Origin of the sequence: Curtobacterium flaccumfaciens (genome assembly GCF_004361695.1) — a bacterium.
GTDB lineage: Bacteria > Actinomycetota > Actinomycetes > Actinomycetales > Microbacteriaceae > Curtobacterium > Curtobacterium flaccumfaciens_B.
Genome location: NZ_SNVW01000008.1, coordinates 1 through 26220, shown reverse-complemented (window position 1 = coordinate 26220; position 26220 = coordinate 1). Strand labels below are relative to the sequence as shown.

The following is a 26220-nucleotide window of genomic DNA, read 5'->3' as shown; positions in this document are numbered from 1 at the left end:
TGTACGGCGAGGGTGCCTGCGACGAATCCTGCTGTTCAGCACCCACTCCCGTGTGGGTAGGTTCACGGCGAACCCCTCCCCCCGGTGGCACACCGAGCCCGACCCAGCTTGCGGCTTCGGCATCTCGTGAGCGGCGACCTCGGCCCCACCTAACTCTCCGACTCCGACGATCTGAACGCTTCCAGTCGACCTGAATCGCGCTGAGCTTCGATGCGCAAACACCCTTGCCGGTGAGCCTCGGCAAGAATGCAACATGTTCAGGACATTCTGTATGCATGGCCACGGACCTCCTCGACGAACCTCCAACCGCCCCAAGGCACCTCGTCCTGCAACCCGCAGGCGACGATGCACGGGAGAACTTGCGGAGGACAGTTTTCACACCGGTTCATCGCAGTGTCTGGGCTGACCACCTTTCGGAACAGGACCAGTCCGTACTAGAACGGGAGCATCCTTCGGGCAGCGTGCCGATGTGGGGAACGACAGTCGGCGCCCGAGGCCAAATGCGGATGAAGTGGGACCGCATGGCTCCGGGTGACCTCGTGTTGTTTTTGGCGCGGAATCACGCTTTCCTGGCAGCGACGGTCACGCACAAATGGTCGAGCGCCCCGCTAGCGGATGCCCTTTGGGCGAGGAAACAGAGCGGCGACCGGTTCCTGCCGTGGGAACTCATGTTCAGCTTCACCCGCCCGGCACCCATTCGAATCTCGTATGGCGAATTAACTTCCGCTGCCCGGGCCGAGCGGCCCCTCGGGACCCGGGAGTTCAATGTCTACCCATCGCCGATAGGCGAACGGGTCGCGGATCTGCTCGATGTTGACCAGCGAGCCCTTATTCAACCCCGTACGTCCATCGACTTCGACGACATCGTCAGGAAATTTGACGCGGTCGACGCCGAGGCGACGACTCGACGGCGCCTGGAGCAGGCCTACCTTCGAGACTTAGTCCTCCCGGCCGCCCGCGGGCGCTGCGACCTTTGCTCGCGAGAGATGGATTCGATGTTCCTCGTCGCGGCGCACATCAAGAAGCGTTCATCATGTTCCTTCGAAGAGAAGACCGACCTTCCCGCAATCGCGATGGCCGCGTGCCGCTTCGGATGCGACGAGCTGTTTGAGCGCGGCCTGATCTGCGTCGGGACCACGGGCTCGATTCTTCGATCCGCTGCGATGACCGATGCGACGGCGACCGCGTACTGGAGAGAGCACTTGAGTGGGAAGAAGGTGTGGCGATGGGAAGAACGATCGGCGTCGCACCGCTATTTTGCAGCGCATCGAGAGCTTCACAGACGACAATCAAACGGCTGAACGAAACAGAGGCGCAGGTGAGGTAGAACCAGGCGGATAAGGAATGATCAGCCAACCCGATAAGCCGTCGGTGCCCGCCGAGCGCTTCAGTAACCAATCAGAAGTATGGCGGCGAACGGCAGCTGCAAGCGCCGAGATGCGTAGATGGCGGACAACTGGTCTCGAGTCTTGGCGAAGGCTTCAGTCATCGAGACCCGTCCATTCGACTTGTAGCGGTACTCAATGGGAATCATGAGCACGAAATACTCAGCATCAAGGAGCAGCGAAGTGCGAATGATGTCTCGATACGCGGCATTGCTCATCGCCCCTCTGCCAGCCTCAACTTCGACCGCTATACCAAGTTCGTCGTGGAACGCGTCAATCTCGTACTTGACCTCCGGGCGCCCGTTGTCTCCGAAGAGGACTGGGCGCTCGATCCGCTGATCGAGCGACTTGCCAGCCTCGACCTTGAACCCCAGCTCTTCCATCGATGGCCGGAGCACTTCGAGAACTGCGTCGCTGGTGAGCTTTGCAACGCCATCGGTGGACATCTCGGTCGTATCGAGAACCGAACGTTGGCACGCCACAGCTTCGGTCAGCTCCACCGCCCACGGCTCAGGTCGGGCGTTGCGGGGGAAGTAGCTCCACATCGGATACGGCACGTGCCGATTATGCCCGCAGATGCAATTGAAACGGCGGCGGACGCCACATCCTCCGAGAGAATGGGCTCGATCACGCCGATGGCTCGTGCTCGCAACTGGCGAAACTGAGCCCATACCCGAAGCTCCCGACCACCTCGCCAAGCGATCGTTCTGACCGGCTGGCGCGGGCCGGGTCCGTGACGGCGGAGGCGCACCCCGGTGAAGCGCGCGTTCTAGGCGCAATGGAGGACGCCGTCGCGGCTGCGGGAGCAGCCCACTCTCACCTGTCTCGATACACGACGAGGTTGGTGGCGTCCGCTTCGAGGATGTGCTGCGCGGAAAGGCGAGCCCGGACTAACAGTCCATCCGCCGTTCATCGAATCGTGTGCATTCGATAGAGCCTCGACTCGGTTGAGTGCTTGACTCGCGTTGCTGCAGCGGGGCGGGCGGTCCCTCGCCCAGGGGCCGCGAGCCTGCGTGGGTCGCTTCGCATCGACGGGCTGGAGGCGCGGCGCCCCTGCGCCTCCAGTGCGTCAAAATCTCGCGATCGCGACCCGCTGTCACCAGGTCAACACGAACCGCCCCCGCGTCCCACCCGCCTCGAGCCGCTCATGCGCCTCCGCAGCCCGCGCCGCCGGCAACACCTCCGCCACCCTCGGCGTCACCGTCCCGCCCTCCACCGCATGCCGCAACTGCTCGAGCTTGTCGAACGACCGGTACTCCTCGAACACCATGATCTTGTCGAACCGGATCCCCCGAGCCCCGTTGCCCTCCCACCCCCGCACGCTGAAGAACGCTCCCCCGTCCTGCACGGCATCGACGACCTCGGCCTGCTGCACGGAGGCATCGGCGAGCGCATCGACCCCGCCGGGCACGATCGCACGGACGGCGTCCGCGAACCCCGCCCCTCGCGGCACGATGTGGTCCGGCCCGAGCGACCGCACGAGCGCTTCGTCGGCAGGAGCAGCATCGGCGATCACGGTCACGCCCGCCGCACGAGCGAGCTGCACGAGGTAGTTCCCGAGCAACCCCGCAGCCCCGGTCACGGCGAGCGTCTGCCCCGGAGCCAGCGCCGCCCGAGACAGGATCTGCAGCGCGGTCAGCCCGTTCATCGGCACCGTCGAAGCAGCTTCAAGCGACGTCCCGCGCGGCACCCGAGTGAACGACCCGACCGGCGCGACGAGCTCCTGCACGTACGCCCCACCGTGCGTGCTGAGCGGCAGCGCGATGGCCATCACCTCATCGCCGACCGACCACCCGGACACGTCGGGCCCGACCTCGTCGATGACCCCGGCGGCGTCCATCCCGGGCACGTACGGCGGTGACGCCTGCGACGAGTCACGCTGCCCGGCGCGCACCCCGGTGTCGGTCGGGTTCACCGCGAACGCGTGCACCCGGATGCGGACCGACCCCGAACCGGCGTGCGGCTCCGGGACCTCGTGGACGGCGAGGGCCTCGGGCCCTCCGAACTGCTCGACTCCGACGACCTGCATGCCTCCCGTCTACCCGCCGGTTGCTCCATGCAACCTCCGATGCGGTTGCAGACGCACCCACTGACGGCCTGGAGGCGCGCCACCAGCCCGCCCCGCGCCTCCAGTCCGCTCGTCCCCGTCTCCACGGCTCCGCCGCCGTTGCCAACGCGAGTCGCGCCCGTGCCGCGACGGCGTCCGCCGCCGGCGTGCACCGCATCTCCGGCTCCCCAGGGCAGGACGGCAGGATGGACCCATGCGCTTCGACGAGGTCCTCACCCGCCCCGACGGTCCCGCGGTCGCCGAGGAGCTCGCCGCCCTGCGGAGGCCCGGACGGCACGTCATCGAGGGCGTCCACCAGGCCTCACCCCGCGAGTACTGGCAGTTCCGGCTCGACCTGGACGAGCACCAGCAGCGGTGGACGCTCGACCGTTCGGACCAACCGACGATCTCGTACCGCGACGGGGTCTCAACCACTCTGGACGGCCCCGTCGAGGACACGTTCGAGCACAGCACCGTCGCCGGAGGCGTGGTGCGGATGGCCGTGCCGGAGCTGATGCTCCGCTGGGGTCGTGGGCCGGAGAGCTTCCACCCGGTGCTGGTCCAGCACATCGGGCAGCACTCGATCCTGGTGACCTTCGAGCACCGCGAGGACCCGGCGACGCGGACGACCCTGGTGGTCGACGAGCGGGACGGCGTCGCTCGCCGCTCGCTGGAGTACGGCGAGGCCACCATCGTCACCAGCGTGCGAACGGCCGACCCGGGCGAGGTCCTGCCGCCCGTGCTCTTCGAGCCGCTGACGGAGTGGATCCGCCCCGTCTACTCACGACCGATCGGCCCGTCCCGGTCCGGAACGGTCGCGTCGGTGCGCGATCGCCATCCTCCGATCGGAGGATGCGACCCCACCGACCCCGCCGATCCACCCGCCCCCGAGACCGAGCAGGCTGGTGGCATGCCCGACACCCCCGCCATCGAGGTCCGCCGCCTCGCGAAGCAGTACGCCACCGGCAAGGTCGCCGTCGACGACGTGAGCTTCGACATCCACCGCGGCGAGACCTTCGCCCTGCTCGGGCCGAACGGCGCCGGCAAGACCACCACGGTCGAGATCCTCGAGGGCTACCGCACCCGCACCGGCGGCGACGTGACGGTCCTCGGCCACGACCCGGCCCGCACGAGCCGCAGTCACAACGCCCGCATCGGCATCGTGCTGCAGACCAGCGCGGAGTCCCCGAACGTCACGGTCGCCGAGCAGCTCCGGCACTTCACGACGCTGTACCCGCGGCACCGCAGCGTCGAGGAGCTCCTCACCGCGACGGGGCTCGAGGCGCAGCGCAACACCCGGATCGCACGCCTGAGCGGTGGGCAGCGCCGACGCGTCGACGTCGCCCTCGGGATCATCGGCCGCCCGGAGGTCCTGTTCCTCGACGAACCGACGACCGGCTTCGACCCCGAGGCCCGTCGCCGTTTCTGGGACCTCATCGACGAGGTGAAGCGCGAGGGCACCACGATCCTGCTCACGACGCACTACCTCGACGAGGCCGCACACCTCGCCGACCGGGCAGCGGTGATCGCCGACGGCAGGCTGCTCGACATCGCGCCGATCGACGAGATCGGCGGCGCCGAGGCCCGCACGCCCCGGGTCACCTGGCGCGACGACGCCGGCGGACGGCAGGAACGGCGCACGAACGAACCCACGGCACTGATCCGGAGCAACCCGGACGCCATGCACGACCTCGAAGTCATCCGCCCGTCCCTCGAGGACGTCTACCTCGGAATGGTCGGCCAACGATGAGCACCACAACCGCGAACACCACCGGCACCGTGAACGCAGCGACCATCGGCGCGCACCGCATCGGCTACGAACTCCGCTCGTACTTCCGCGCGCCCGACGCAGTCTTCTTCACCTTCCTCTTCCCGATCGTCATGCTGGCGCTCTTCTCGGTCGCGTTCAGCAGCGCGCCCGACATCCAGGCGGGCCCGAACGTCAGCGTCGACTACGCCACCTACTACCTGCCCGGTCTGGTCGCGACGGGCATCCTGCTCTCCGGCACGCAGTCCCTCGGCGTCGACATCGCCGGCGAGCGCAGCGACGGCACGCTGAAGCGGCTCGGCGGCACTCCGCTGCCGGTCCTGAGTTACTTCATCGGCAAGATCGGCATGGTCCTCGTCACGACGATCGTGCAGACCGCCCTGCTGCTGGCCATCGCGAGCCTGGTCTTCGGCGTCGACCTGCCGACCGACGGCGGCGCGTGGGCACGCTTCGCCGGCGTCATGTTCCTCGGCGTCGCCACGAGCTGCGTCCTCGGCATCGCCATCTCCGCACTCCCCCGCGAGGGTCGTCGCGCCACCGCCACGATCGTCCCGATCGTGCTGGTCCTGCAGTTCATCTCCGGTGTCTACCTCCCCTTCACGCAGCTGCCCGACTGGCTGCAGAACGTCGCGTCCGTCTTCCCCCTCCGCTGGATGGCGTCGGGCATGCGGTCGGTCTTCCTGCCCGACGCGTTCGCGTCCGCCGAGCCTGGAGGCGCGTGGCACCTCGGTCTCGGCATCTTCGTCCTGGCAGCATGGCTGGTCGTGGGCGCGGTGGCCTGCCTGCTGACGTTCCGGTGGAATCGCAAGGACGCGTGATCCGGCCTGTGGACAACTCCGGAGCGCCGCGTCCGGGGTGGGATGCTGTCGACATGGACCGCATCACCGCCCAGCGCAACTGGGGCCTGCACGCCGCGTTCGGCCTCACGGTCGCGCTCGTCGCGGTGATCGTCGTGCTCGGGTGGTCGACCCGGTGGCCCGCCTTCGTGATGCTCGGGGTGCTCCCCGTCGCGTACGGCGCGTACGGGTGGCGCGGCTACGACGTCCCGCGCGCGGCTGCCGGCTTCGTCCCCCTGCTGGTCCTGGCCGCGCTGGTGCTGCCCGCCGTCGTGCCGAGCGCCGCACTCGTCCAGTGCATCCTCTTCCCGGTGGCGTGGTGCCAACTCGAGCGCACACGGACGGCGGTCGTGGTCTCCTTCGCGATCGGGATCGCCGCCGGCGTGGGTCTGCAGATCGCGAGCGGCCCGAGTGCGCTCGTCAGCACGGTCCTCATCGAGGGCGTCAGCATCGCCGGTGCCTGCGCGCTCGGCCTCTGGATCACCCGGATCGCCACCCTGTCGGACGAGCGCCGCCGCCTGCTCGAGGAACTCCGTGCCACACAGGACTCCCTCGCCGAAGCCCACCGCCGCGCGGGCGTGACGAGCGAACGGGAACGCCTGGCCCGCGAACTCCACGACACCGTCGCGCAGAACCTCGCGGGGATCGTCATGCTCACCGAACGGGCTCGTGGCGACCTCGCCGCCGACCGGGTCGACCGCCTCGACGAACGGCTCACCGTCCTCGAAGAGTCGGCGCGCGCCGCCCTCGAAGAGTCCCGCACCCTGGTCGCGGCCGGCGCTGCCGGGGTCGCGGGCGACGGCCTCGGTGCCGCACTCCACCGCCTCGGCGAACGCTTCACGCGCGAGACCGGTGTCACCGTCACCGTCGACGCCCCGGACTGCGCGCTGGATCGCGACGCCCAGGTCGTCTTGTTGCGCGCTGGACAAGAGGCGCTGGCGAACGTCCGCGCGCACGCCCGGGCCGACTCGGTGCACGTCGCACTGCACGTGGCGGCCGAGCGGGCCGGCCTCCGCATCGAAGACGACGGGGTCGGGTTCGACCCGTCCGTCCCGACCGTGGGGCACGGGCTGCGCGGACTCCGCGAGCGACTCGCACTCGCGGGCGGGTCCTGCACGATCACGAGCGATGCCGGACGCGGCACCGTCGTCGAGGTGTCGTTGCCCACCGGGGCCGAGCCGCGCCTCCCGGCCGTCACAGTCCCCGTGCCGGAGGTGAGCCGGTGATCCGCGTCGTCGTGGCGGACGACCACCCGATCGTCCGCGCCGGGATCGTCGCGCTGCTGCAGGACGCCGACGACGTCGAGGTCGTCGGGCAGGCGAGCGACGGCGAGGCAGCCGTGGCGGTCACCCTCGCCGAGCGGCCGGACGTCGTCCTGATGGACCTGCGGATGCCGGGCATGAACGGCGACGCCGCGACCGCGCGGATCCTCGCCCGTGAGCCGTCGATCCGCGTCCTCATCCTGACCACGTACGAGTCCGACGACCAGATCCTCGCCGCGATCGAGGCCGGCGCTGCCGGCTACCTGCTCAAGGCGGCGCCCGAGTCGGAGATCCTCGCGGGGCTGCGTGCCACGGCCCGGGGCGAGACGGCGCTCGCTCCCTCGGCGGCTGCGGCGCTCGTCCGCCGGACCACCGGCAAGCCCGTCGCCGGACCGGCCCTGTCGCCGCGCGAGCTCGAGGTCCTGCAGCTCGTCGCGCAGGGCAACTCGAACCCGGCGATCGGCCGCACCCTCTTCCTCAGCGAGACGACGGTGAAGACGCACCTCGGGCACGTGTTCGAGAAGCTCGGCGTGAACGACCGGACCCGTGCGGTGACCCGGGCGATGGAGCTCGGTCTGCTCCGCTGATCAGCGCGGCAGTCGGGTGCCGCTGGTCAGTGCCGTGAACGCGTTGACGCCCTCGACAGCACTCCGGACGACCACCGCGGTGCGCTCGGGGCGCAGCGTGATCGTGTCCTCACCGCGTTCCCACGTCACCGAACCGACGCCCGGCACGATCATCCCGTGCACGCCCTTCCCCGCCTCGTGACTCCAGCCGTTGACCACCCGCCAGCGCGGCGCGGCCCAGGCCCGCCGGAACCACTCGATGTCGCTCGGGCAGGCACCGGAGCGGTCCTCGTACTGGGCGGTCGTGATCGTCACCGGCTCGCCGGCGCCCACCGAGTCGACGGGGTCGAGGTCGAGCCACCGGAGCAGGTGTGCCACGAGTGCCCCCGGACGGACGATGCCGAGCGCCTCCGCGCCGTCCTCGTGGCCGGCGCGCACGACGCACTTCTGGCCCTGCATCCAGCACGCCCACTGCCGTGGCGGGGTGTCGCTCGCGGGATCGCTCGACTCGACGACGAGCAGAGCATCGTGGTCGACCACCGGGCCGACGAGTTCGTCACCCTTGTCGGTGAGGCCGCCGAACCGCCCGACGAACCCGAGCTCGCGCGCGGCGACCCCGGCGTCCGAGCGTCGCGCCGCTCCCGGCACCATCCCGCGGTCACGGAAGCGGACGAGCTGGTCGAGCACCCCGTCCGGGGTCCGCCACGGCAGGGCCGGGCCCGGGCCGGCGACTGCGGCGAGCGCGCGGTTCCCGGCCGTCGGCTCGTCGAGGGACCGGCGCCACCGTGAGTCGAGCATCCCGTCGATGACCGCTGCGGCCGCCGGCCAGTCACGAGCCGAACACTCTGCGGCGACCCGGACCCGCAGATCCCGCAGGATCCGGAGGTCGTGGATGACGACGTCGTCCGGTTCGGGCACGGCGACGAGGACCCGGTCGTCCGCGGCTTCGAGCAGGAGCGCGTCCGGGCGGTCCCCGAGTCGTCGAGCGACCTCGGCCGTCGGATCGCCGGACATCAATCGCAGGTCGATGGAGACCGCACGGTCGGCGCGATCGAGGCGGATGCCTGCTTCGGCCTCGCTGACGGTCCAGCACTCGGGCACTTCGAGCACGAGATCGCCGGCGATGGCCAGTGCATCCCAGCGCACGTCGGGCCACGGGTCCAAGGGCACGTGCCGGGTCATCGGCGGGCTGCCCGTCGTGACCACCGCGGTGTCGCCCACCGCGCCCCACCGAACAGCAACCACATCCCGAGCACGCCGCACAGCACGAAGGCCACCATCAGGACGAGGGCGAGCACCACTGGCCCGTTGAAGCAGAACGCCGCAACGCCCTCGCAGACGAGCGCCAGCCCGAGCCAGAACATGCCGAAGGGCATCGCCGGCGTGCTGCGTCGCATCCACGACCGCCAGAGTCCGGCGTACGCCAGGCTGCCGAGGGCGACCAGCACCCCACCGATCACGATCAGCCAGATCGGTGCACCCACGGTCGACTCCCCCTTGCTCCGCATCCGTTCAACGTTCATCGTATTGAACCGGACGGACGCCGACGATCCGCCGCAGAACGGGCACCGCTCGTGCCGGCAGGCCGTTGCGCGCGCAAGCAACGACAAGGTCGGTGTCGCACGACATCAGCGTTGTCGCACCCCCGCGCCCGCAACCGTTGCACGCGCACGGAACGACACCGTCGTTGTCGTACGACATCGACCACGTCGATCCACGTCGACGTTCCCCTCCGGCGCCTCGAACACGAGACCACCGACGATGACCAGCGCATCCCAGCGCACGTCGGCCGAAGGCCGCTGCCGACTGGCACCCGATTTCGGCCGTGTCCGATCCGGACCGTGAAACCCGGGGATCGCGGTCCAGATCCGACAGCGACGAGAACGGCATCGTCCGTCCGTCCCGGACCACTGATCACCGGACTCGCGCAGCCGGCGCCCCTCGGACTTCCCTCATCCCATGGCCTGGAGGCGCGGCCCCCACTCGCACCGCGCCTCCAGACCAGGACGCACACCGGCTGCCATCCGGCCCGCGTCCCTCTACCGCCCCGCGTCCGCCTCCTGCGACCGGACGCGGAACACCCGCGCGGTGGGCGTCGCCCCACCGTGGTCGATGTGCAGCTCCCCCGAGGCTCCGTCCCAGGAAACCGACCACGGCCCGAGTGCCGTCGGGAACAGCGCCTCAACGGTGACGTCCGCACCGGTCCGACCCAACGACCCCAGCGGCAGCGACACCGCCGACGACGCCCCCGGCAACGCCCACACCGACAGGTACAGATCTCCCGACGCAGCGCGCAGCCCGAGCGACAGCCACCTGTCCTCCCACGCCGGCAGCCCGAGCGGCCACACCGGCACCGACGAGTCGACGATCTCGAGCACCTGACGATGCGCGGCGATCGCCGAGGCCACCACCGACCGCTGCGCAGCGGACATCTCGTTGAGGTACCCCGACAGGTACATCCGCCCGAGCACCCCGTTCACGAGCGAGAGCTCGAACAGGTCCGATGACATCGACGGCGCCGGGTACGCCCAGTTCCCTGCCTGCTCCGGCAGCATCGCGGCGGGCGCTGCGGCGGCGATCGAGGCGGACAGCACCGGGTCCTGCTGGTCCGACGTCGACTGCATGTGCAACCGGGACAGCATCGCGAAGTCGGCCCGCATCGCCCCCGAGGCGCAGTTCTCGATGAGCAGCTCCGGGTGCCGCGCCTGCACGGCGTCGAGCCAGTCGAGCAGCGCCCGCGCGTGCTCGATCGACCCGGACCACGGCCCCGTCATCGTGTTGTAGTCCATCTTGAAGAACGTCACCCCGAGCGTCCCGACCAGCCGGTCGACGACGGAGTCGAGGTGTGCCCGGGCCTCCGGCGAGCGCAGGTCGAGCAGGTGCCGCCCGTGCTCGGCGACGCGGACGCCGTGGTGGTGCACGAAGGCAGACGCCGGTAACGACGACGCCAGCGGTGAGTGGATCCCGATCACCTCGGGCTCGAGCCAGAGCCCCGCCTGCATGCCCCGCGAGCGGATGTGGTCGATCACGGACCCGAGCCCGGTCGGGAACCGCGACGCAGCCTCTTCCCACGCGCCGACGGTGTCCCACCAGTGCCCCTCGGCGTACCAGCCGGCGTCGATGCAGAACAGGTCGGCCCCGGCTTCGGCGGCCGCGTCGATCAGCGGCAGGAGCTTCTCGGTGGTCGGGTCGCCCATGAGCGTGTTCATGTAGTCGTTGAACACGAGCGGCAGTGCGCGATCGGCGTCGCGGAGGTGCCGGAACGCCCGTCGCTGCGCGGTCAGCACCGCGAACGCCCCACCCACCGACGAGGCGATCCCGACCGACACCGGCACCGAGACGAACGGCTGCCCGGGCCGGACGACCGCCGTCCACTGGTGCTCCTGGTCGGTCGGCCCGCTGCACAGCACGTACGCGTGCCGCCGGGTCTCCCCCAGCTCGTACAACCACGGACCGTTGTGCTCGACCTGCCACACGAGCGCGTACCCGGCAGCGGACAGCACCCCGATCGGCAGCGCCTCACCCGTCGACCACGACCCCCGGTTCTGCACGACGGCCCGGCTGCGCGGCGCGTGGTGCTGGGCCTCGCGGTCGATGCGCGCGAGCCCGATGTCGCGGAGCGGATCGGTCCGCCAGCGGCTCTCCGCCGCCCAGTCGTTGTCCGCGTGCGTCAGCACGAGGTCGTCGACACCGGCACCCGAGTCCGTCAGGAACGCCCCGGTCGCGAACGAGGACACGAAGTCCACGACGTGCTCGCCCCGCTCGGCCCGCACCTCGGTCCACGTCCGGAACGCCGCGACGCCGGCTCGCGCCCGGAAGACCGACTCCACCTGGAGGCCCGTGGCCGCGTCCGCCTGCACGACCCGGAACCACGGATCGGTCACGTCCTCGGACGCCTGGTGCGACACCGGGCGCAGTCGCGCCCCGATCGTGGAGTCCACGTGCCGGAATCCGCCGGGGAACCGACCGTGCCCGACGGTCGTCAGCTCGACGAGCGGCTGCGGGTCGTCGGGCCCATCGGAGAGCGTGCCGTCGGCGAGCACCCCGTCGGCGGCCACGAACGACACCAGGGCGACGGGCTGGTCGGGGTCGATCCGGAAGCGGGCGGCGAACCCGTCCGTGACCCAGTCGACGGACCCCGGGGACGGACTCATCGCGCCCCGACCGGAGCGGGCTCGCTCGACACCCACTCGCCGACCGTGTGGTCGTAGCAGGTGGTGTTGTCGATCGTGGAGCGGTCGAGCGCCGGCCCCGCCGTCACCCGCCGTTCCCCGCGCTCCGGGTCCGGTGCCGCCTCGGCGAGGAGCCGGGTGTAGTCGTGGTGCGGGTCGAGGATGACGGCGTCCGAGGGGCCGCGCTCGACGACCCGGCCGCGGTAGAGCACCAGGATCTCGTCCGAGAAGTGCCGCGCGGTCGCCAGGTCGTGCGTGATGTACAGGACGGCGAGCCGGTCCTCGCGCTGCAGGCGTCCCATCAGGTTGAGCACGCTCAGCCGGATCGACACGTCGAGCATCGAGACCGGTTCGTCGGCGACGAGCACCTGCGCGCCCGGTGCGAGCGCGCGGGCGATGGCGACGCGCTGCCGCTGGCCGCCGGAGAGCTCGTGCGGCCGACGGGTCGCGAAGTCCTCGTCGAGGTTGACGCGGCCGAGGAGCTCCCGGACGCGTTCCGCGGTCTCGTCGGCTCCGTGCGTGCGGTGGTGCAGCTGCAGCGGTCGGGCGATGTGGTGCTCGATCGAGTGGAACGGGTTGAGTGACGCGAACGGGTCCTGGAACACCATCTGCACGTGCCGGCGGTACATGCTGCCGAGCACCGGGGTGCCGTCGTCGAGCCGGACGTCGATCGAGCCGCGCGTGGTGCTCTCGAGCTTGGCGAGCATCCGGGCGATGGTGGACTTGCCGGAGCCGGACTCGCCGACCAGGGCGACGGTGCGGCCGGGCTGCAGCTCGAACGACACGTCGTCGACGGCGCGCAGGGTCTGGCGTCGCAGGCCCTTGCGGGTGTGGAAGTCCTTGCCGAGGTGGCTGACGGTGACGCTGGTCATGACGCGACCTCCTGGTCGGTGGCGATGCCCGAGTCCACGCCGCTCCGGATGAACGCCCCGCGCTCCCCCGACAGGCTCGGGAACGACTGCAGCAGCCGCTTCGTGTACGGGTGCTTGGGTTCGTGCTGGATCACCGACGCCCGGTCGAACTCGACGACCTCGCCGCGCAGCATGATCGCGATCCGGTCACTGATCTCGAGCAGCAGCGGCAGGTCGTGCGTGATGAACACGACGGCGAAGCCGAGCTCGTCGCGCAGCCGCACGATCTCACGGAGGATCTCCCGCTGCACCACGACGTCGAGTGCCGTGGTCGGTTCGTCCATGATCATGATCTGCGGCTCGAGCAGCATCGCCATCGCGATCATGACGCGCTGCCGCATGCCGCCGGAGAGCTCGTGCGGGTACGCCGTGATGCGGGACGGGTCCACGCCGACGCGGCTCAGCGCGTCCTCGGCGATGGCCCGGCGTTCCTTGCGGGACAGGCCGCGGCGGTGCTCCTTGAGCGCGTCGTCGAGCTGCGCCCGGATCGTGGTGACCGGGTTGAGCGCGTTCATCGCCCCCTGGAACACCATCGACAGCTTCGACCAGCGAACGGCCCGCAGTTGCTCGTCCCCGAGCCCGAGCAGGTCGACGTCGCTGCCGTCGCGGTCGTGGAACGTGATGCTGCCGGACGTGACCTTCGCCGGCGGCTTGTGCAGCCGGGTGATGGCGTAGGCGAGGGTCGTCTTGCCGCAGCCGGACTCCCCCGCGAGCCCGAGGATCTCGCCGGGCGCGAGCGTCAGCGAGACGTCCTTCACGGCGTGCACCGGGTGCTCGGTCTCGTAGACGACGTCGAGGTGCTCGATGGTGAGCACGGCGTCGCGGCGGCCCCCGGCGGTGGCGGCGACCGGTCCCGCGGTCGTGGTCTCGGTGGCGGTCATCGGCCGGCCCCCTTCGTGTCGTGGTGCGCACTGTCGTGATGCGCACTGTCGTGACCGGCGGTGGCGACGCGAGCCGTGCCTCCAGTCCGGGTGGAACGTGTGGCGCGACGGAGGCGACGTTCGCGGCGGCGCTGCGCACGCACGTTCGCGAGGCGCGGGTTGATGACCTCGTCGATCGAGAAGTTCACGAGCGACAGGCCCATGCCGAGCAGGGCGATGAGCAGCCCCGGCGGCACGAACCACCACCACGCACCGTTCGCGAGCGCGAAGCCGTTCTGGGCGTAGAAGAGCATCGTGCCGAGTGTCGACGAGTTCGAGGCCCCGAGCCCGAGGAACGACAGTCCGGCTTCCCCGAGGATCGCCGCGATGACCGCGAACACGAACTGCGACGCCAGGACGGGCAGCAGGTTCGGCAGGATCTCGACCGCGATCACCCGCCAGGGCCGCTCGCCCGCGACCCGCGCGGCGGAGACGTAGTCGCGGTTGCGGATCGACATCGTCTGCGCACGGAGCACCCGCGCGGAGCCGGCCCACGACGTGATCGCGAGGACGATGGCGATGGTCCAGAGCCCGCGCGCCTCACGCGGCACCAGGCCGGAGATGACGATCACGAGCGGCAGTCCGGGGATCACGAGGAAGACGTTCGAGAAGAGCGAGAACGCCTCGTCCATGATGCCGCCGAGGTACGCGCCGAGGATGCCGAAGAACGCGGACAGCACCGTGGCGAGGACGCCGACGATCAGGCCGATCTGCAGGCTGCCGCGGGTGGCGTAGGCGAGCTGGGCGAGGACGTCCTGCCCGGTCTGCGTCGTGCCGAGCAGGTTCGCCTCGCTCGGTCCCTGCAGGCCGGAGTCGCGGATGGTGTTCGGGTCGCCGACGAGCAGCGGCCCGATCACCCCGAACAGCGTGACGCCGGCGACGAGGACGATGCCCGTGACGAGCCACGGGGTGAGGGTCGGCAGGAAGCGGCGCACGCCGCCCTTGCCGGACCGCCGGGTGGCGATCGACGTGGTGGAGTCGGCCTCCTCGGCGAGCGCGCCGATGGTGGGTTCGGTGTCCTGCTGGATGTTGGTCATGTCGTCTCCTCCCCTAGCTCCGGGCCCGCGTCCGCGGGTCGATGATCCCGTACAGCAGGTCGACGACGAGGTTCGCGCCGAGGACCGCCAGGGTGATGAACAGGAAGATCCCCTGCATGAGCGCGTAGTCGTTGTTGGTCACCGCGGACAGCAACTTCGACCCGATGCCCGGGTACGAGAACACCTGCTCGGTGACGACGGACCCGGACACGATGAACCCGAGGGAGATCGCGAAGCCGGCGACGGACGGCAGCACCGCGTTCCGGGCCGCGTAGTTGCGCAGGATCTTGCCGTTCGGCAGGCCCTTCGCCTGGGCGGTGGTGATGTAGTCCTCGGACAGCGTCGACACCATCATGTTGCGCATGCCGAGCAGCCAGCCGCCGAGCGAGGCGAGCACGATCGTCGCCGCCGGCAGGATCCCGTACTGGATCGCCGAACCGATGAACTCCCAGTTGAAGCCCGGGGTGAGCACGACGTCGTAGCCGCCCTGCGACGGGAACAGGTGGAGGCCGGTGGCGAAGAAGTACACCAGGATGAGCGCCAGCCAGAAGTACGGCACGGCGGCGAGCAGCGTGGTGGCGGGGACGAACGAGTCGAGCCAGGTCCCCGGCTTCCACCCGACGAACGCCCCGAGCCCCACGCCGATGATCGCGGCCAGGATCGTGGCGATCCCGACGAGGGCGATGGTCCACGGCAGCGAGCTCGCGATGACCTCGGTCACGGGCGCCGGGAAGTAGCTGACGGACACACCGAGGTCACCGCGGAACACGTTGCCGAGGTACTGGCCGTACTGGACGATGAGCGGTTGCGAGGAATCGCCACCGAGGAGCAGCTCGTACGCCTGCCGGGTCGCCGGGGTCACCTGTCCGCCGCGCTGCTGGAGCTTGGCGAGCAGGATGTCCACCGGGTTCCCGGGCAGGAGCCTGGGGATGATGAAGTTCAGCGTCAGTGCCGCCCACAGTGCGACGACGTAGAAGCCGATCTTGCGCAGGAAGTAGGTCATCGTCGAGTGCTCCTCGGTCGCGATCCCATCGGGGTCAGCCCTTCTTCGCCGGCTTGAGCGCCTTGAAGATCTCGGCGTTGTCCGGGCTCGCCCAGACCGCCGGGAAGGCGTAGAGGTTCTTCTCGGTGGGCCAGCCGGTGAACTTCGCGGCGTGGAACTCGCTCGTCGTGCCGCCGGTCATCACGGGGATGTAGGGCATGTCCTCGACGACGTGCTGCTGGATGGTGTCGAGCAGCGGCTGCGTGGCGGCCGTGTCGTCGGGGTTCGTCGCCGCGAGCTTCGTCAGGGCGCTGTCCACGTCGGCGTTGCTGTAGCGGGCGATGTTCATCGGGGCCGCTTCGCCGACCTTCGCGGTGTTCGCCGTCGAGAAGTAGTTGTTGTAGAGGTAGTACGGGTTCGCGGTCGGGCCCTGGCCGAGCGAGTCGATGGCGAGCTGGAAGTTGCCCTTCGTCTTCTTGTCGGTCCACTCGTTCCACGACGACTGCTGCGCCTTGAGTTCGATGCCCGCGGCCTTGAGCTGCTGCGTCATGGTGTCGATCGCGGTGATGTAGTCGGTCCAGCCGGTGACGACCTCGACCGTCAGGGACAGCTTCTTGCCGTCCTTGGCGTAGATGCCGTCGGCACCCTTGGCGTAGCCGGCGCCCTCGAGCGTCGAGGCGGCCGCCTTGGTGTCGGCGCTGTTCGGCATCACGGCCGGCTCGATGTCCTTCGAGATCATGTCCTTCTGCGTCGTGGTGAGCGCGAAGGTCGGCGAGATGTCGCTGGCCGTGTTCATGAACGCGAGCGAGTTGAGCTGCTTGCGGTTGATCGCGTCGGCGATCGCGTGCCGGACGGCCGGGTCGGTCTGCGGGCCCGTGCAGCCCATCGCCTCGGACGAGCAGGTGAGGAGCGCCATCTGGTTCTGGCCGACGGTGATGCCGTCGTAGCCCGGGTACTTGCCGGGGATGTCGTCCATGTTCGGCACCGGGCCGGTCTGCCAGTCGATGGAGCCCTGCGAGAGCGCGTCGGCGCCGGCGGTGTTGCCGGAGAGCGACAGGTAGCGGATGGTCTTCACCGCGGGGGCGCCGCCCCAGTACTTCTTGTTGGCCTCGAGCGTGAAGGCCTGCGCCTTGAAGGTGCCGAGCGTGTACGGACCGGTGCCGACGGGCTTCCGCACGACGTCGGTGGTGGGGTCGATGTCCTTCCACAGGTGCTCGGGCACGATCCAGGTCTTGCCGAGCAGGTTCGGGCCGAGCACGAACGACGGCTCGGCGAACGTCACGATGACCTTGTCGTCGCCCTCGGCCTTCGCGGTGCCGTCGTAGCCGATCGAGTTGAGCGCCTTCTGCTTCTTGAGCATGTCGAGCGTGAAGACGACGTCCTTCGAGGTGAAGGGCTTGCCGTCGCTCCACTGCACGCCGTCCCGCAGGGTGATCGTGAGCTGCGTGCCGTCGCTGTTCCACTCGGACGACTTGCCGAGGAGCGGCTTCGGGTCGTTCGTGTTGACGTTGGTGATGAAGAAGAGCGACTCGTAGATCGTGCCGACGCCGCCGATGTTCGACGGCGACCACGGGTTGTAGTTGATCTGGTAGTCGCCGGACTGGCCGGTGTAGGCGACCAGGGTCGAGTCGGCGTCGCCGGAGGTGGCGGAGCCGCTGGAGCTGCAGCCGCTCAGCGCGAGGCCGGCAGCGAGGAGCACGGCGCCGCCGATGGCGAGCCGTGAACGGGTTGTCTTGAACATCGTTGTCCTTCCGGTCTGCGTCATCGCAGGTCCACGTTGTGAGCGCGATTGTTACACGCTTAAACTAAGTCGGTCAAGAGGCTGCGACGAAGCGGCCGACGAACATGGGAGACGCGATGGAGCGGACGACACTGGACGGCACGTGGACGGTCGAGGCGGTGAGCGGGCCCGCGGAGTCGGCAGCGTTCCGCTCCCCGGTCGAGGCGGTGGTGCCCGGCTGTGTGCACACCGACCTGCTGCGGGCGGGCCGGATCGCCGACCCGTTCGACGGCGACCAGGAGGCCGCGACGCAGTGGATAGGCGACACCGTCTGGCGGTACCGACGCACGTTCGAGTGGCCGGAGAACGCACCCGACGCCCAGCGCCACGACCTCGTCGCCGAGGGCCTCGACACCCTCGCGACCGTCGAGGTGAACGGCATCGTCGTCGGTATCACCCGCAACCAGCACCGGTCGTACCGGTTCCCGGTCGGGCACCTGCTCCGCCCCGGCACGAACGAGGTCGTCGTCACCTTCGACGCCCCCGTCCCGGCGGCCGTCCGCCTGTCCGAGCAGCACGGCGGGGAGCTCCCGCACGTCAACCACCACCCGTACAACGCGCTCCGGAAGAACGCGTCGAACTTCGGCTGGGACTGGGGCATCGACGTCGCGACCAGCGGCATCTGGAAGTCGATCGGCATCGAGTCGTGGAGCGGCGTCCGCATCGCCGCGGTCCGCCCGCTCGTCGACGTCGACGGCACCACCGGCGTCCTGACCGCCCACGTGGACGTCGAGTTCGCGGGCTCCTCCGGCGCGTTCTCGCAGGCCATCGGCAGCGCGCCCGTCGCGTCCGCAGGTGGTGACGCGGGTGCCGGACTGGAGGCCCGGATCACCCTGGCCCCGCACCACGCGTCCGCAGCGCACCCCGGTTCCGACACCGTGCCTCCCGTCCGCCCCGCCGACACCGCGGCAGCAGCCGACTCGGTCGTCCGCCCCGCCGACGACGCGGACACCGCCGGCCGGGTCGTCGGCGCGCGCCCCGTCGTGACCGGCCCGGACCGCGCGGCCGGCTCCGCCGTCGTGCGGCTCGAGGTGCCCGACGTCGCGGTCTGGTGGCCGCGCGGCGAGGGCGACCAGCCGCTCTACGACGTCCGCGTCGCGGTCGGCGACGCCGTCTGGACGGGCCGCGTCGGGTTCCGGACCGTCACGCTCGACACCGCCGCCGACGCCGGCGGCGCGCCCTTCCTGCTCCGCGTGAACGACCGACCGGTCATCGTCCGGGGCGCGAACTGGATTCCGGACCACGCGTTCCTCACCGAGATGACCCCCGCCCGCTACGCCGACCGGATCCAGGACGCGGTCGAGGCGAACGTGAACCTGCTCCGGATCTGGGGCGGCGGGATCTACGAGTCCGAGGACCTGTACGACCGGTGCGACGAACTCGGTGTGCTCGTCTGGCAGGACTTCCTGTTCGCCTGCGCCGCCTACGCGGAGGAGCCCTGGCTCGCCGACGAGGTCGAGCCCGAGGTCCGCGAGGCCGTCACCCGCCTCAGCCCGCACCCCTCGCTCGTGGTGTGGAACGGCAACAACGAGAACCTCGTCGCGTACGCGGAGTGGGGCTGGCGGCCCTCGCTCGTCGGCCGGACCTGGGGCAACGGGTACTACCGCTCGCTGCTCCCCGCCGTCGTCGCCGAGCTCGACCCGACCCGGCCGTACACCCCGGGCAGCCCGTTCTCGTTCGACGAGTACCTGACGCCGAACGACGAGCGCAACGGCAGCGTGCACATCTGGGACGTCTGGAACCAGCTCGACTACACCGCCTACCGCGACTGGAAGCCCCGCTTCGTCGCCGAGTTCGGGTTCCAGGGGCCGCCCGCGTGGTCGACCCTCACCGACGTCGTGCACGACGAGCCGCTCGACCCGGACGGCCACGAGATGCTCGTGCACCAGAAGGCACACGAGGGCAACCGGAAGCTCGCCGACGGCATGGTCGGGCACCTGGCGTCGGCGGCGACCATCTCCGACTGGCCCATCGAGGACTGGCACTTCGCCGCGCAGCTCAACCAGGCGCACGCGATCCGGTTCGGCATGGAGTGGTTCCGGTCCCGTACGCCCGACAACACCGGGATGGTCGTCTGGCAGCTCAACGACGACTGGCCCGTGGTGTCGTGGGCGCTCGTCGACCACGCCGGCATCCGGAAGCCGGTCTGGTACGCGGTGCGGCAGGCGTACCAGCCGGTGCTGCTGACGGTGCAGCCGGGCTCGCCCGAGGGTTCCCTGGAGGTCGTGCTCGTCAACGCGTCCGGCTCGCCGGTCGCCGACGAGGTCACGGTGTCCCGCGTGGCGTTCGACGGCACCGTGCTCGAGTCGGCGTCGTTCCCGCTCGCCGCCGACCCCGCCGACGCCGACCGGGTGACACTGCCGGAGTCCCTGGCGGTCCCCGGGGACGCCGGGTCCGAGGTGCTCGTCGTCACGGGGGCGGGGACCCGCACGGTGCACGACCTGGCCGAGGTCGTCGACCAGGTGTTCGACACCGACCCGCTCTCGGCGTCCGTCGAGGCCACCCCGGACGGCGCACGCGTCACGGTGACGGCGCGCTCGTACGCCCGGGACGTCTCGCTCTTCCCGGACCGGGTCGACCGGGCGGCGCGGGTGGACGACGGCCTCGTGTCCCTGCTCGCGGGCGAGTCGGTGACGTTCACCGTGACGGGCGCTCCCGGCATCGAGGCCGAGGCGCTGACGTCCCCGTTCGTGCTGCGGCACGCGGGCTCGCTCCGCTGACGCCGACGTCGGCGTCAGCGGGTCGCTCCGCCGGCGTCGGCGCTGGCGCTTGCGCTTGCGCTAGCAGCGAGCGGGCGGAACGTCCGGGTGCCACCTCGGCGCACCCCGACGTTCCGCCCGCTCGTCGTTCACGGTCCCGCGCCGTCGGACGACCCGGGCCGTCCGTCGACCGTTCGCAGCTCCCGGCCGCGGCGGTCGGGCCCGGATCAGTCGACGGCGTCGAGCCCGAACACGATCGCGGTCCCCGGCGCGAGCATCGGCAGCCGGGCCCCGACGTCCGCGAACACCGCCCCGCTCAGCTCGAGGTGCCCCTGCCCGAGCCACGGCGGCGGCACCGGATCCAGGCCGCGCGGCACCGCCAGACCGTCCACCGGCGCCAGCCGGTAGCGCCGGCTGCGATCGAGCCCCCGGATCCGCAGCGGCACCGCGAGGGACCGCGGCCCGGTCACGGTCCGTGCGACCCGGACGAGCGCCCGCGAGCCGTCCCGGGCGACGACCGCCGTGGCGTCCAGCCCGGGGTCGCCCAGGTCGAGGTGCCGGACCCGCCCGGAGTGCAGCAGCCCGCGCTCCCGCCGGTACAGCGCCGTCCACGCCCGGATCTGGTCAAGCTCCTCCGGGGACAGCCGCGTGATGTCCGTCTCGATGCCGGCCGAGCCGAACAGCGACACCGCCATCCGGAAGTCCAGGTCGAGGTGCCGTCGGGTCGTGTGCGAGACCTCGGGTCCGACGTGCGACCCGATGAGTTCGAGGGGCAGGAGCAGCTCGGTCCAGCGCTGGATCGGCAGGCGTTCCATGGCGTCGTTCGAGTCCGAGGCCCACACCCGATCGGTCCGCTCGAGCACGCCGAGGTCGGTCCGCGCTCCCCCGCTCGCACAGGCCTCGATCTCGAGCCACGGGTGCCGGAGCCGCAACTCGTCCATCAGGGCGTAGACCCCGCGGGTGTGCGCGTCGATCCCGGCCCGGCCGGCGTGCACGGCGTGCACGATGTCTCGGTTCTGGTCCCACTTCACGAAGTCGACGTGGTGCTCCCCGATGACCGCCGACATCGCCTCGAGCACGTGTGCGCGAGCGAGCGGGTTCGCCATGTCGAGGACGTACTGGTTCCGCCAGGTGCGGACGTCGTCGTCGGGCCGCTGGAGCATCCACTCGGGGTGCGCCGCCGCCAGCTCCGACACCGGGCTGACCATCTCGGGTTCGAACCAGAGCCCGAACTCCATGCCGAGGCCACGCACGTGGTCGACGAGCGGCGCGAGGCCGTCGGGCCAGATCGTCGGGTCGACGCTCCAGTCGCCGAGCGCCGAACCGTCCGAGCGCCGGCCGAGGAACCACCCGTCGTCGAGGACGAATCGCTCCACGCCGACGTCGGCCGCGGTCTCGGCCAGGGCGACGAGCGGTCCGAGTTCCTGGCGGTAGTAGACGGCCTCCCACGTGTTGAGCACCACCGGGCGTGGTCGCCGCGGGTGCCCGGGTCGGGTGCGCAGGGAGTCGTGCAGCCGGTCGGACAGTCCGTCGAGTCCGGCGTCGCTCCAGACGAACACGACGTCCGGGCTGGTGAAGGACTCCCCCTCGGCGAGCGCGACCTCGCCCGAGCGCAGGAGTTCGCCGGCGCCGAGCACCGGTCGCGCCTCGGCGAGGACGTCGTGGCGGTACACCGAGTCCGCGCTCCACGCCAGGTGCACGGCCCAGAGCTCCCCGGTGTCGTCGGAGAACCCGGCGGTCCCGAGCACGAGCAGCGTCGGGGCGTCGTGCCCGGTGCGGCCGCGTCGGGTCTCCCGCGCGTGGGCGCCGTGCGTCAGGGCGCGGCGCTGCGGGGTGCGTTCGCGGGTCCATCGACCGGCGAGGTCGAACACCTCGGCCGCCCGTTCCCCGACCGGCAGCGTGGCGTCGAGCGCCTGCAGGTGCACGGGCCGGTGGCCGGCGTTCGTGACGGCGTGCCGGACGCGGAGCACGCCGGCCTCGTCGAGGGTGAACGCGCTCGCGAGGGTCAGGCTGTTCGAGGTCGCGGTGACGAGCGCGGAGCCGGACTCCGACACCACCTCGACGTCGCGCCACCGGGGCACGAGCGGTTCCCCGTCGACGTGCCCGGCGATCGCGGGACGCCCCTCCCAGCCGTCGCGTTCGGTCGGCAGGACGGTGAGCGGCCACGGCACGTCGAACCCGCTCGGGGTGACCGGCCGGCCGAGCGCGAGGAGCAGGTCCTCGGCGTCGCTGTCCGCCAGCGGCCCGACGTCCCGCCCCCAGTGCAGCACCTCGGGCAGTCCGTCGACGGCGGTCGCGAGCACGAGGGACACCCCACCGCCCCGCAGGACGTGGAGGTGCCGCACGGATCGCACGGACTCGGCTGACGCCGGCTCGCGGTCGAGGACGGTCACGACGCACGCTCCTCGCGGAGCACGCGGACGCGACCGGCGGGCACGACGGTCTCGGGTCCGTGCACGGACCCGTCGAGCACGTCGGTCCCGGCGGCCGACAGGACGACGTCACCGTCGGTGTGGTTCAGGAGGAACAGGAAGGCCGAGCCGTCGTCACGGACGCGACGCACTGCCTCCAGGCCTGGAGGCGCGGTGACCGTCCGCGGGACCGCCCGCTCCGCGATGATCCGGTCCACCACCCGCTGGGTGCTCTGGTCCGGCAGCCTCGCCGACACGTACCAGGCGCCGCCGCCGACGGCGCGGCGGGTCACCGCCGCCCGCCCGGCGAGCGGACCGTCCGTGTAGGACAGGACGACCTCGGCGTCCTCGACGACCACGGCTTCGGCCCAGTCGGTGACCTCGCCGCCGTCGTCGAGCGTCCGCGTCTCGTCGACCTGCAGGGGCGTGAACTCCTCGCTCCATGCGCCGAGGACCTGGCGGAAGGCGCCCGGGTAGCCGCCGGTGCGGATCCGGGCGGTCTCGTCGGCGACCCCGGACAGGTAGGTGACGACCAGGGTGGCACCGCGCTCGACCACGGCGGCGAGCCGCGCGGCGGAGGCGTCGTCGACGATGAGCAGGGTGGGCAGGACGACGACGTCGTAGCCGTCCAGGTCGGCGTCGAGCGGGACCACGTCGGTCAGCACCTGGCGGTCGTGGAAGGCCCGGTGCCAGGCGCGGATCTCGGTGGCGTAGCGCAGCCCCCGATGCGGCTTGAGGCCGGACTGCAGCGCCCAGCCCGAGGCCTCGTCGACGACGATCGCCATCCGGGCCGGCTCGACCCGACTGCCCTGCACGGGCTCGAGCGCACGCAGGGCCCGGCCGAGCGCGAGGACCTCCCGCCACACCCGCGTCGCGGTGCCGGCGTGCGGGAGCATCGCGGAGTGGAACTGCTCCGCGCCCGCCGTCGACGCGCGCCACTGGAAGAAGAGGGCCCCGTCGGAGCCGTGGGCGACGTGGGCGAGCGCGTTCCGGACGAGCTCACTCGGGTCCTTCGCGCGGTTCCGCTGCTGCCAGCTCGGCCCGCCCGTCGAGTGCTCCATGAGCAGCCACGGGCCACGGTCACGCGTCATGGCGCGCATCCGGTCACCTGCGAGGGCGAGGTCCTGCTCGCGACGCGGGTCGTCCACGAGCGTGTAGTGGTCGTTCGCCGGGATCGCGACGTGGCGAGCCCACTCGGCGTAGTCGACGACCTGCGAACCCGCACCGACCATGAAGTTCGTCGTCACCGGCGCGTCCGAGTGCCGCTCGATCACGGCCTTCTCGGCGTCGAAGTGCCGGAGCAGCGCGTCGGACGAGTACCGCTCGAAGTCCAGCGCCAGCCCGGGGTTCGGAGCGCCGCCGACCCCGCGCGGCGGCGAGACCTCGTCGAACGACGTGTAGGTGTGCCCCCAGAAGGCCGTGCCCCACGCGGCGTTCGCAGCGTCGACGTCCCCGTACCGGTCGGCGAGCCAGTCGCGGAAGTCGGCAGCCGACTCCTCGCAGTAGCAGCGGGCGTTGCCGCCGCCGAGCTCGTTGCTGACGTGCCAGAGCCGGACGGCGGGGTGGTGGCCGTAGCGCTCGGCGAGGGCCCCGACGATGCGGAGGGCGTGCTCCCGGAACGTCGCCGACGCCGCGCACCACCCGAGCCGTCCGCCGGGCCGCTCGCGGCGTTCGGTGGCGTCCACCGGCAGGATCTCGGGGTGGGCGGTGAGCAGCCAGTTCGGCGGTGCCGCGGTCGGCGTCGCCAGGTCCACCGCGATGCCGTTCTCGTGCAGCAGGTCGAGCACCTCGTCCAGCCAGTCGAAGGTGAACTCCCCCGGCGACCGCTCGAGCAGCGCCCACGAGAAGACCCCGACCGTGACGAGGTTGACCCCAGCCTCGCGCATCAGGCGGACGTCCTCGTGCCAGACCTCGCGCGGCCACTGCTCGGGGCTGTAGTCACCGCCGAACGACAAGCCGTCGGTGGGCCAGGGAACGGTGGGGGCAGCGGGCACGACATCTCCTTCGATGGGTGGACCGCACCAGCCTCCCGGGTCTCCCCGGGTTTGTCAACGTGTGTAACTAAGCCCGTCCGGCTGGTTCGCGCTTCGGCTCGTTCGTGACCTCACCTGGTGTGCGCCGCGTTCACTCGCCGAGCAGTCGGCGGATCGCCAGGAGCGCTCCCGCTCGTGCCCACTCGGAGAACTCGAACGGTTGCACCTCGATCGTCACCGGCTCCGTGTACGGCGCGAGGGCAGCACGGAGCGCCTCGTCCACGGCCGGCCGCGCGAGGTCGTACACGGGCAAGCCGTCCCCGGTCAGCACGATCGCCGAGGGGTCCGCGATGAGGACCGCACTCGCCAGGACGACACCGAGCGCACGCCCGGCATCCTCGAACGCCGCCACCGCCCCGGCGTCACCGGACCGGGCGAGCTCGACGACCTCGTCGTACGTCTTCCCGTCGTACCCGGCGTTCTGCACGATGACGGGACTCGGCAGGAAGCTCGAGGTGCAGCCGTGGTGCCCGAGGCCGCAGTCCGGACCCCCGCCGAGGACCGCGAGGTGCCCGATCCGCCCCAGACGCCCGTGCTCACCCGTCGACACCTGCCCGTTCGCGATCAGTCCGAGCCCGATGCCCTCACCGACCGTGACGAGCACCATCGACCGTCGGCCGGCGCCGGCGCCGAGCCAGTGCTCCTTCGCGGTCAGGGCGTGGACGTCGTTCGCGGTGAACGCCGTCAGCCCCGAGCGCTCCTCGAGCATCGCGACGAACGGGACGTCCCGCCAGCCGAGGAACTGCGACGCCACCACGATGGACTGACCGTCCCGGAGCACGACGTCACCCGGCAGCGAGACCCCGATGGCGCAGATCGCCGGGTGCACCGCTCGGAGGCGCTCGGACACCGCCGCAACCTGGTCTGCGAGGTCCTCGGGCGACGGCGACACGATCGACTCCTCGTGCAGCGCGAGCACGCGTCCGCCGAGGTCCGTCACCGCGGCGTAGAGCCGGTCCTTCGTGAGCTTGACGCCCAGGAACTCCCACTCGCCCGTGCTCGTCTGTAGTAGCTCCGAGGGGCGACCGGTGGCCCCACGGACATCGGTGCCGACCTCGACCACCATCCGGTGTGCCACGAGGGTGCGCATCGCCCGCGTGAGGCTCGCACGGGACAACCCGAGCGACCGCGCGATCTCGGCGCGGGAGAGCACGCCGTGGATGAGGATCTCCCGCAAAGCCAATCGGGAGCCCTCGGGCATCGCCGGCCAGGCCTCGGTCATCATTCCTCCGTCGGCTGATCCTATGGCCTCGTCGCCACTCCCCCAGCTTTGCCGCCGCCCGTTCGGCGCTGCCGCGGCTTTGCAACGGCCCGGGAACGCAGAAAACCCCTGACCACGGATGGTCAGGGGTTCCCTGGTGTTGCACGTTGAGTCCGGCGGCGTCCTACTCTCCCACAAGGTCCCCCTTGC

Annotated in this window: 19 protein-coding genes; 6 read left to right on the top strand and 13 right to left on the bottom strand. The window is 70.9% G+C overall.

Annotated features, from left to right (window positions below):
- The first annotated feature begins 506 nt into the window (after positions 1-506).
- On the top strand, positions 507-1301 hold the full coding sequence (locus EDF64_RS11935) for a hypothetical protein (RefSeq protein ID WP_133520215.1): 795 nt from the start codon (positions 507-509) through the stop codon (positions 1299-1301).
- Positions 1302-1387: 86 nt separating this feature from the next.
- On the opposite strand, the gene EDF64_RS11930 is transcribed toward EDF64_RS11935, so the two are convergent.
- Complete coding sequence (locus EDF64_RS11930; RefSeq protein WP_133520214.1) at positions 1388-1942, bottom strand: hypothetical protein; 555 nt, start codon at positions 1940-1942, stop codon at positions 1388-1390.
- Positions 1943-2481: 539 nt separating this feature from the next.
- Positions 2482-3414: an NADP-dependent oxidoreductase gene (locus EDF64_RS11925; RefSeq protein WP_133520213.1), complete on the bottom strand. Its 933-nt coding sequence runs from the start codon at positions 3412-3414 to the stop codon at positions 2482-2484.
- Positions 3415-3646: 232 nt separating this feature from the next.
- On the opposite strand from EDF64_RS11925, the gene EDF64_RS18635 reads away from it, so the two are divergent.
- Genes EDF64_RS18635 through EDF64_RS11905 form a run of 4 tightly spaced genes read left to right on the top strand, consistent with a single transcriptional unit; the run spans position 3647 to position 7885 of the window.
- Positions 3647-5182: an ABC transporter ATP-binding protein gene (locus EDF64_RS18635; RefSeq protein WP_347813188.1), complete on the top strand. Its 1536-nt coding sequence runs from the start codon at positions 3647-3649 to the stop codon at positions 5180-5182.
- Positions 5179-6018, top strand: a complete 840-nt coding sequence (locus tag EDF64_RS11915; protein ID WP_133520212.1) for an ABC transporter permease — start codon at positions 5179-5181, stop codon at positions 6016-6018. The genes EDF64_RS18635 and EDF64_RS11915 overlap by 4 nt, the downstream gene beginning before the upstream one ends.
- A 53-nt stretch (positions 6019-6071) precedes the next feature.
- On the top strand, positions 6072-7262 hold the full coding sequence (locus EDF64_RS11910; protein ID WP_166645711.1) for a sensor histidine kinase: 1191 nt from the start codon (positions 6072-6074) through the stop codon (positions 7260-7262).
- Positions 7259-7885, top strand: coding sequence for a response regulator transcription factor (locus EDF64_RS11905; RefSeq protein WP_133520210.1), 627 nt, complete (start codon positions 7259-7261; stop codon positions 7883-7885). The genes EDF64_RS11910 and EDF64_RS11905 overlap by 4 nt, the downstream gene beginning before the upstream one ends.
- Here EDF64_RS11905 and EDF64_RS11900 read toward each other — a convergent pair whose 3' ends face one another.
- The 8 genes from EDF64_RS11900 to EDF64_RS11865 form a co-directional block, all read right to left on the bottom strand.
- Positions 7886-9085, bottom strand: coding sequence for a hypothetical protein (locus EDF64_RS11900; protein WP_166645710.1), 1200 nt, complete (start codon positions 9083-9085; stop codon positions 7886-7888).
- The gene (locus EDF64_RS11895; protein WP_166645709.1) at positions 9043-9387 is read right to left on the bottom strand and encodes a hypothetical protein; all 345 of its coding nucleotides are present in this window, start codon (positions 9385-9387) and stop codon (positions 9043-9045) included. Before EDF64_RS11895 ends, EDF64_RS11900 begins: the two co-directional genes overlap by 43 nt.
- Positions 9388-9903: 516 nt before the next feature.
- On the bottom strand, positions 9904-12018 hold the full coding sequence (locus tag EDF64_RS11890; protein ID WP_133520207.1) for a glycoside hydrolase family 36 protein: 2115 nt from the start codon (positions 12016-12018) through the stop codon (positions 9904-9906).
- Positions 12015-12908, bottom strand: coding sequence for an ABC transporter ATP-binding protein (locus EDF64_RS11885; protein ID WP_133520206.1), 894 nt, complete (start codon positions 12906-12908; stop codon positions 12015-12017). The genes EDF64_RS11890 and EDF64_RS11885 overlap by 4 nt, the downstream gene beginning before the upstream one ends.
- On the bottom strand, positions 12905-13828 hold the full coding sequence (locus EDF64_RS11880) for an ABC transporter ATP-binding protein (RefSeq protein WP_133520205.1): 924 nt from the start codon (positions 13826-13828) through the stop codon (positions 12905-12907). The genes EDF64_RS11885 and EDF64_RS11880 overlap by 4 nt, the downstream gene beginning before the upstream one ends.
- The gene (locus EDF64_RS11875; RefSeq protein WP_133520204.1) at positions 13825-14904 is read right to left on the bottom strand and encodes an ABC transporter permease; all 1080 of its coding nucleotides are present in this window, start codon (positions 14902-14904) and stop codon (positions 13825-13827) included. Before EDF64_RS11875 ends, EDF64_RS11880 begins: the two co-directional genes overlap by 4 nt.
- A 13-nt stretch (positions 14905-14917) precedes the next feature.
- Positions 14918-15907 carry an ABC transporter permease gene (locus tag EDF64_RS11870; RefSeq protein ID WP_133520203.1) on the bottom strand — a complete coding sequence of 330 codons (990 nt, stop codon included), beginning with the start codon at positions 15905-15907 and terminating at the stop codon, positions 14918-14920.
- A gap of 34 nt (positions 15908-15941) precedes the next feature.
- Positions 15942-17627, bottom strand: a complete 1686-nt coding sequence (locus EDF64_RS11865; protein WP_133520202.1) for an ABC transporter substrate-binding protein — start codon at positions 17625-17627, stop codon at positions 15942-15944.
- Positions 17628-17743: 116 nt separating this feature from the next.
- Between EDF64_RS11865 and EDF64_RS11860 the strand changes: the two genes are divergently transcribed.
- On the top strand, positions 17744-20386 hold the full coding sequence (locus EDF64_RS11860; RefSeq protein WP_133520201.1) for a glycoside hydrolase family 2 protein: 2643 nt from the start codon (positions 17744-17746) through the stop codon (positions 20384-20386).
- A gap of 206 nt (positions 20387-20592) precedes the next feature.
- On the opposite strand, the gene EDF64_RS11855 is transcribed toward EDF64_RS11860, so the two are convergent.
- From EDF64_RS11855 to EDF64_RS11845, 3 genes are all read right to left on the bottom strand, one after another.
- Positions 20593-22758, bottom strand: a complete 2166-nt coding sequence (locus EDF64_RS11855) for an alpha-galactosidase (RefSeq protein WP_243736370.1) — start codon at positions 22756-22758, stop codon at positions 20593-20595.
- A complete protein-coding gene (locus EDF64_RS11850) occupies positions 22755-24770 on the bottom strand; it encodes a beta-galactosidase (protein ID WP_133520200.1) in 2016 nt (671 codons plus the stop codon). The genes EDF64_RS11855 and EDF64_RS11850 overlap by 4 nt, the downstream gene beginning before the upstream one ends.
- Positions 24771-24900: 130 nt before the next feature.
- On the bottom strand, positions 24901-26031 hold the full coding sequence (locus tag EDF64_RS11845) for an ROK family transcriptional regulator (protein WP_166645708.1): 1131 nt from the start codon (positions 26029-26031) through the stop codon (positions 24901-24903).
- Positions 26032-26220 lie beyond the last annotated feature (189 nt).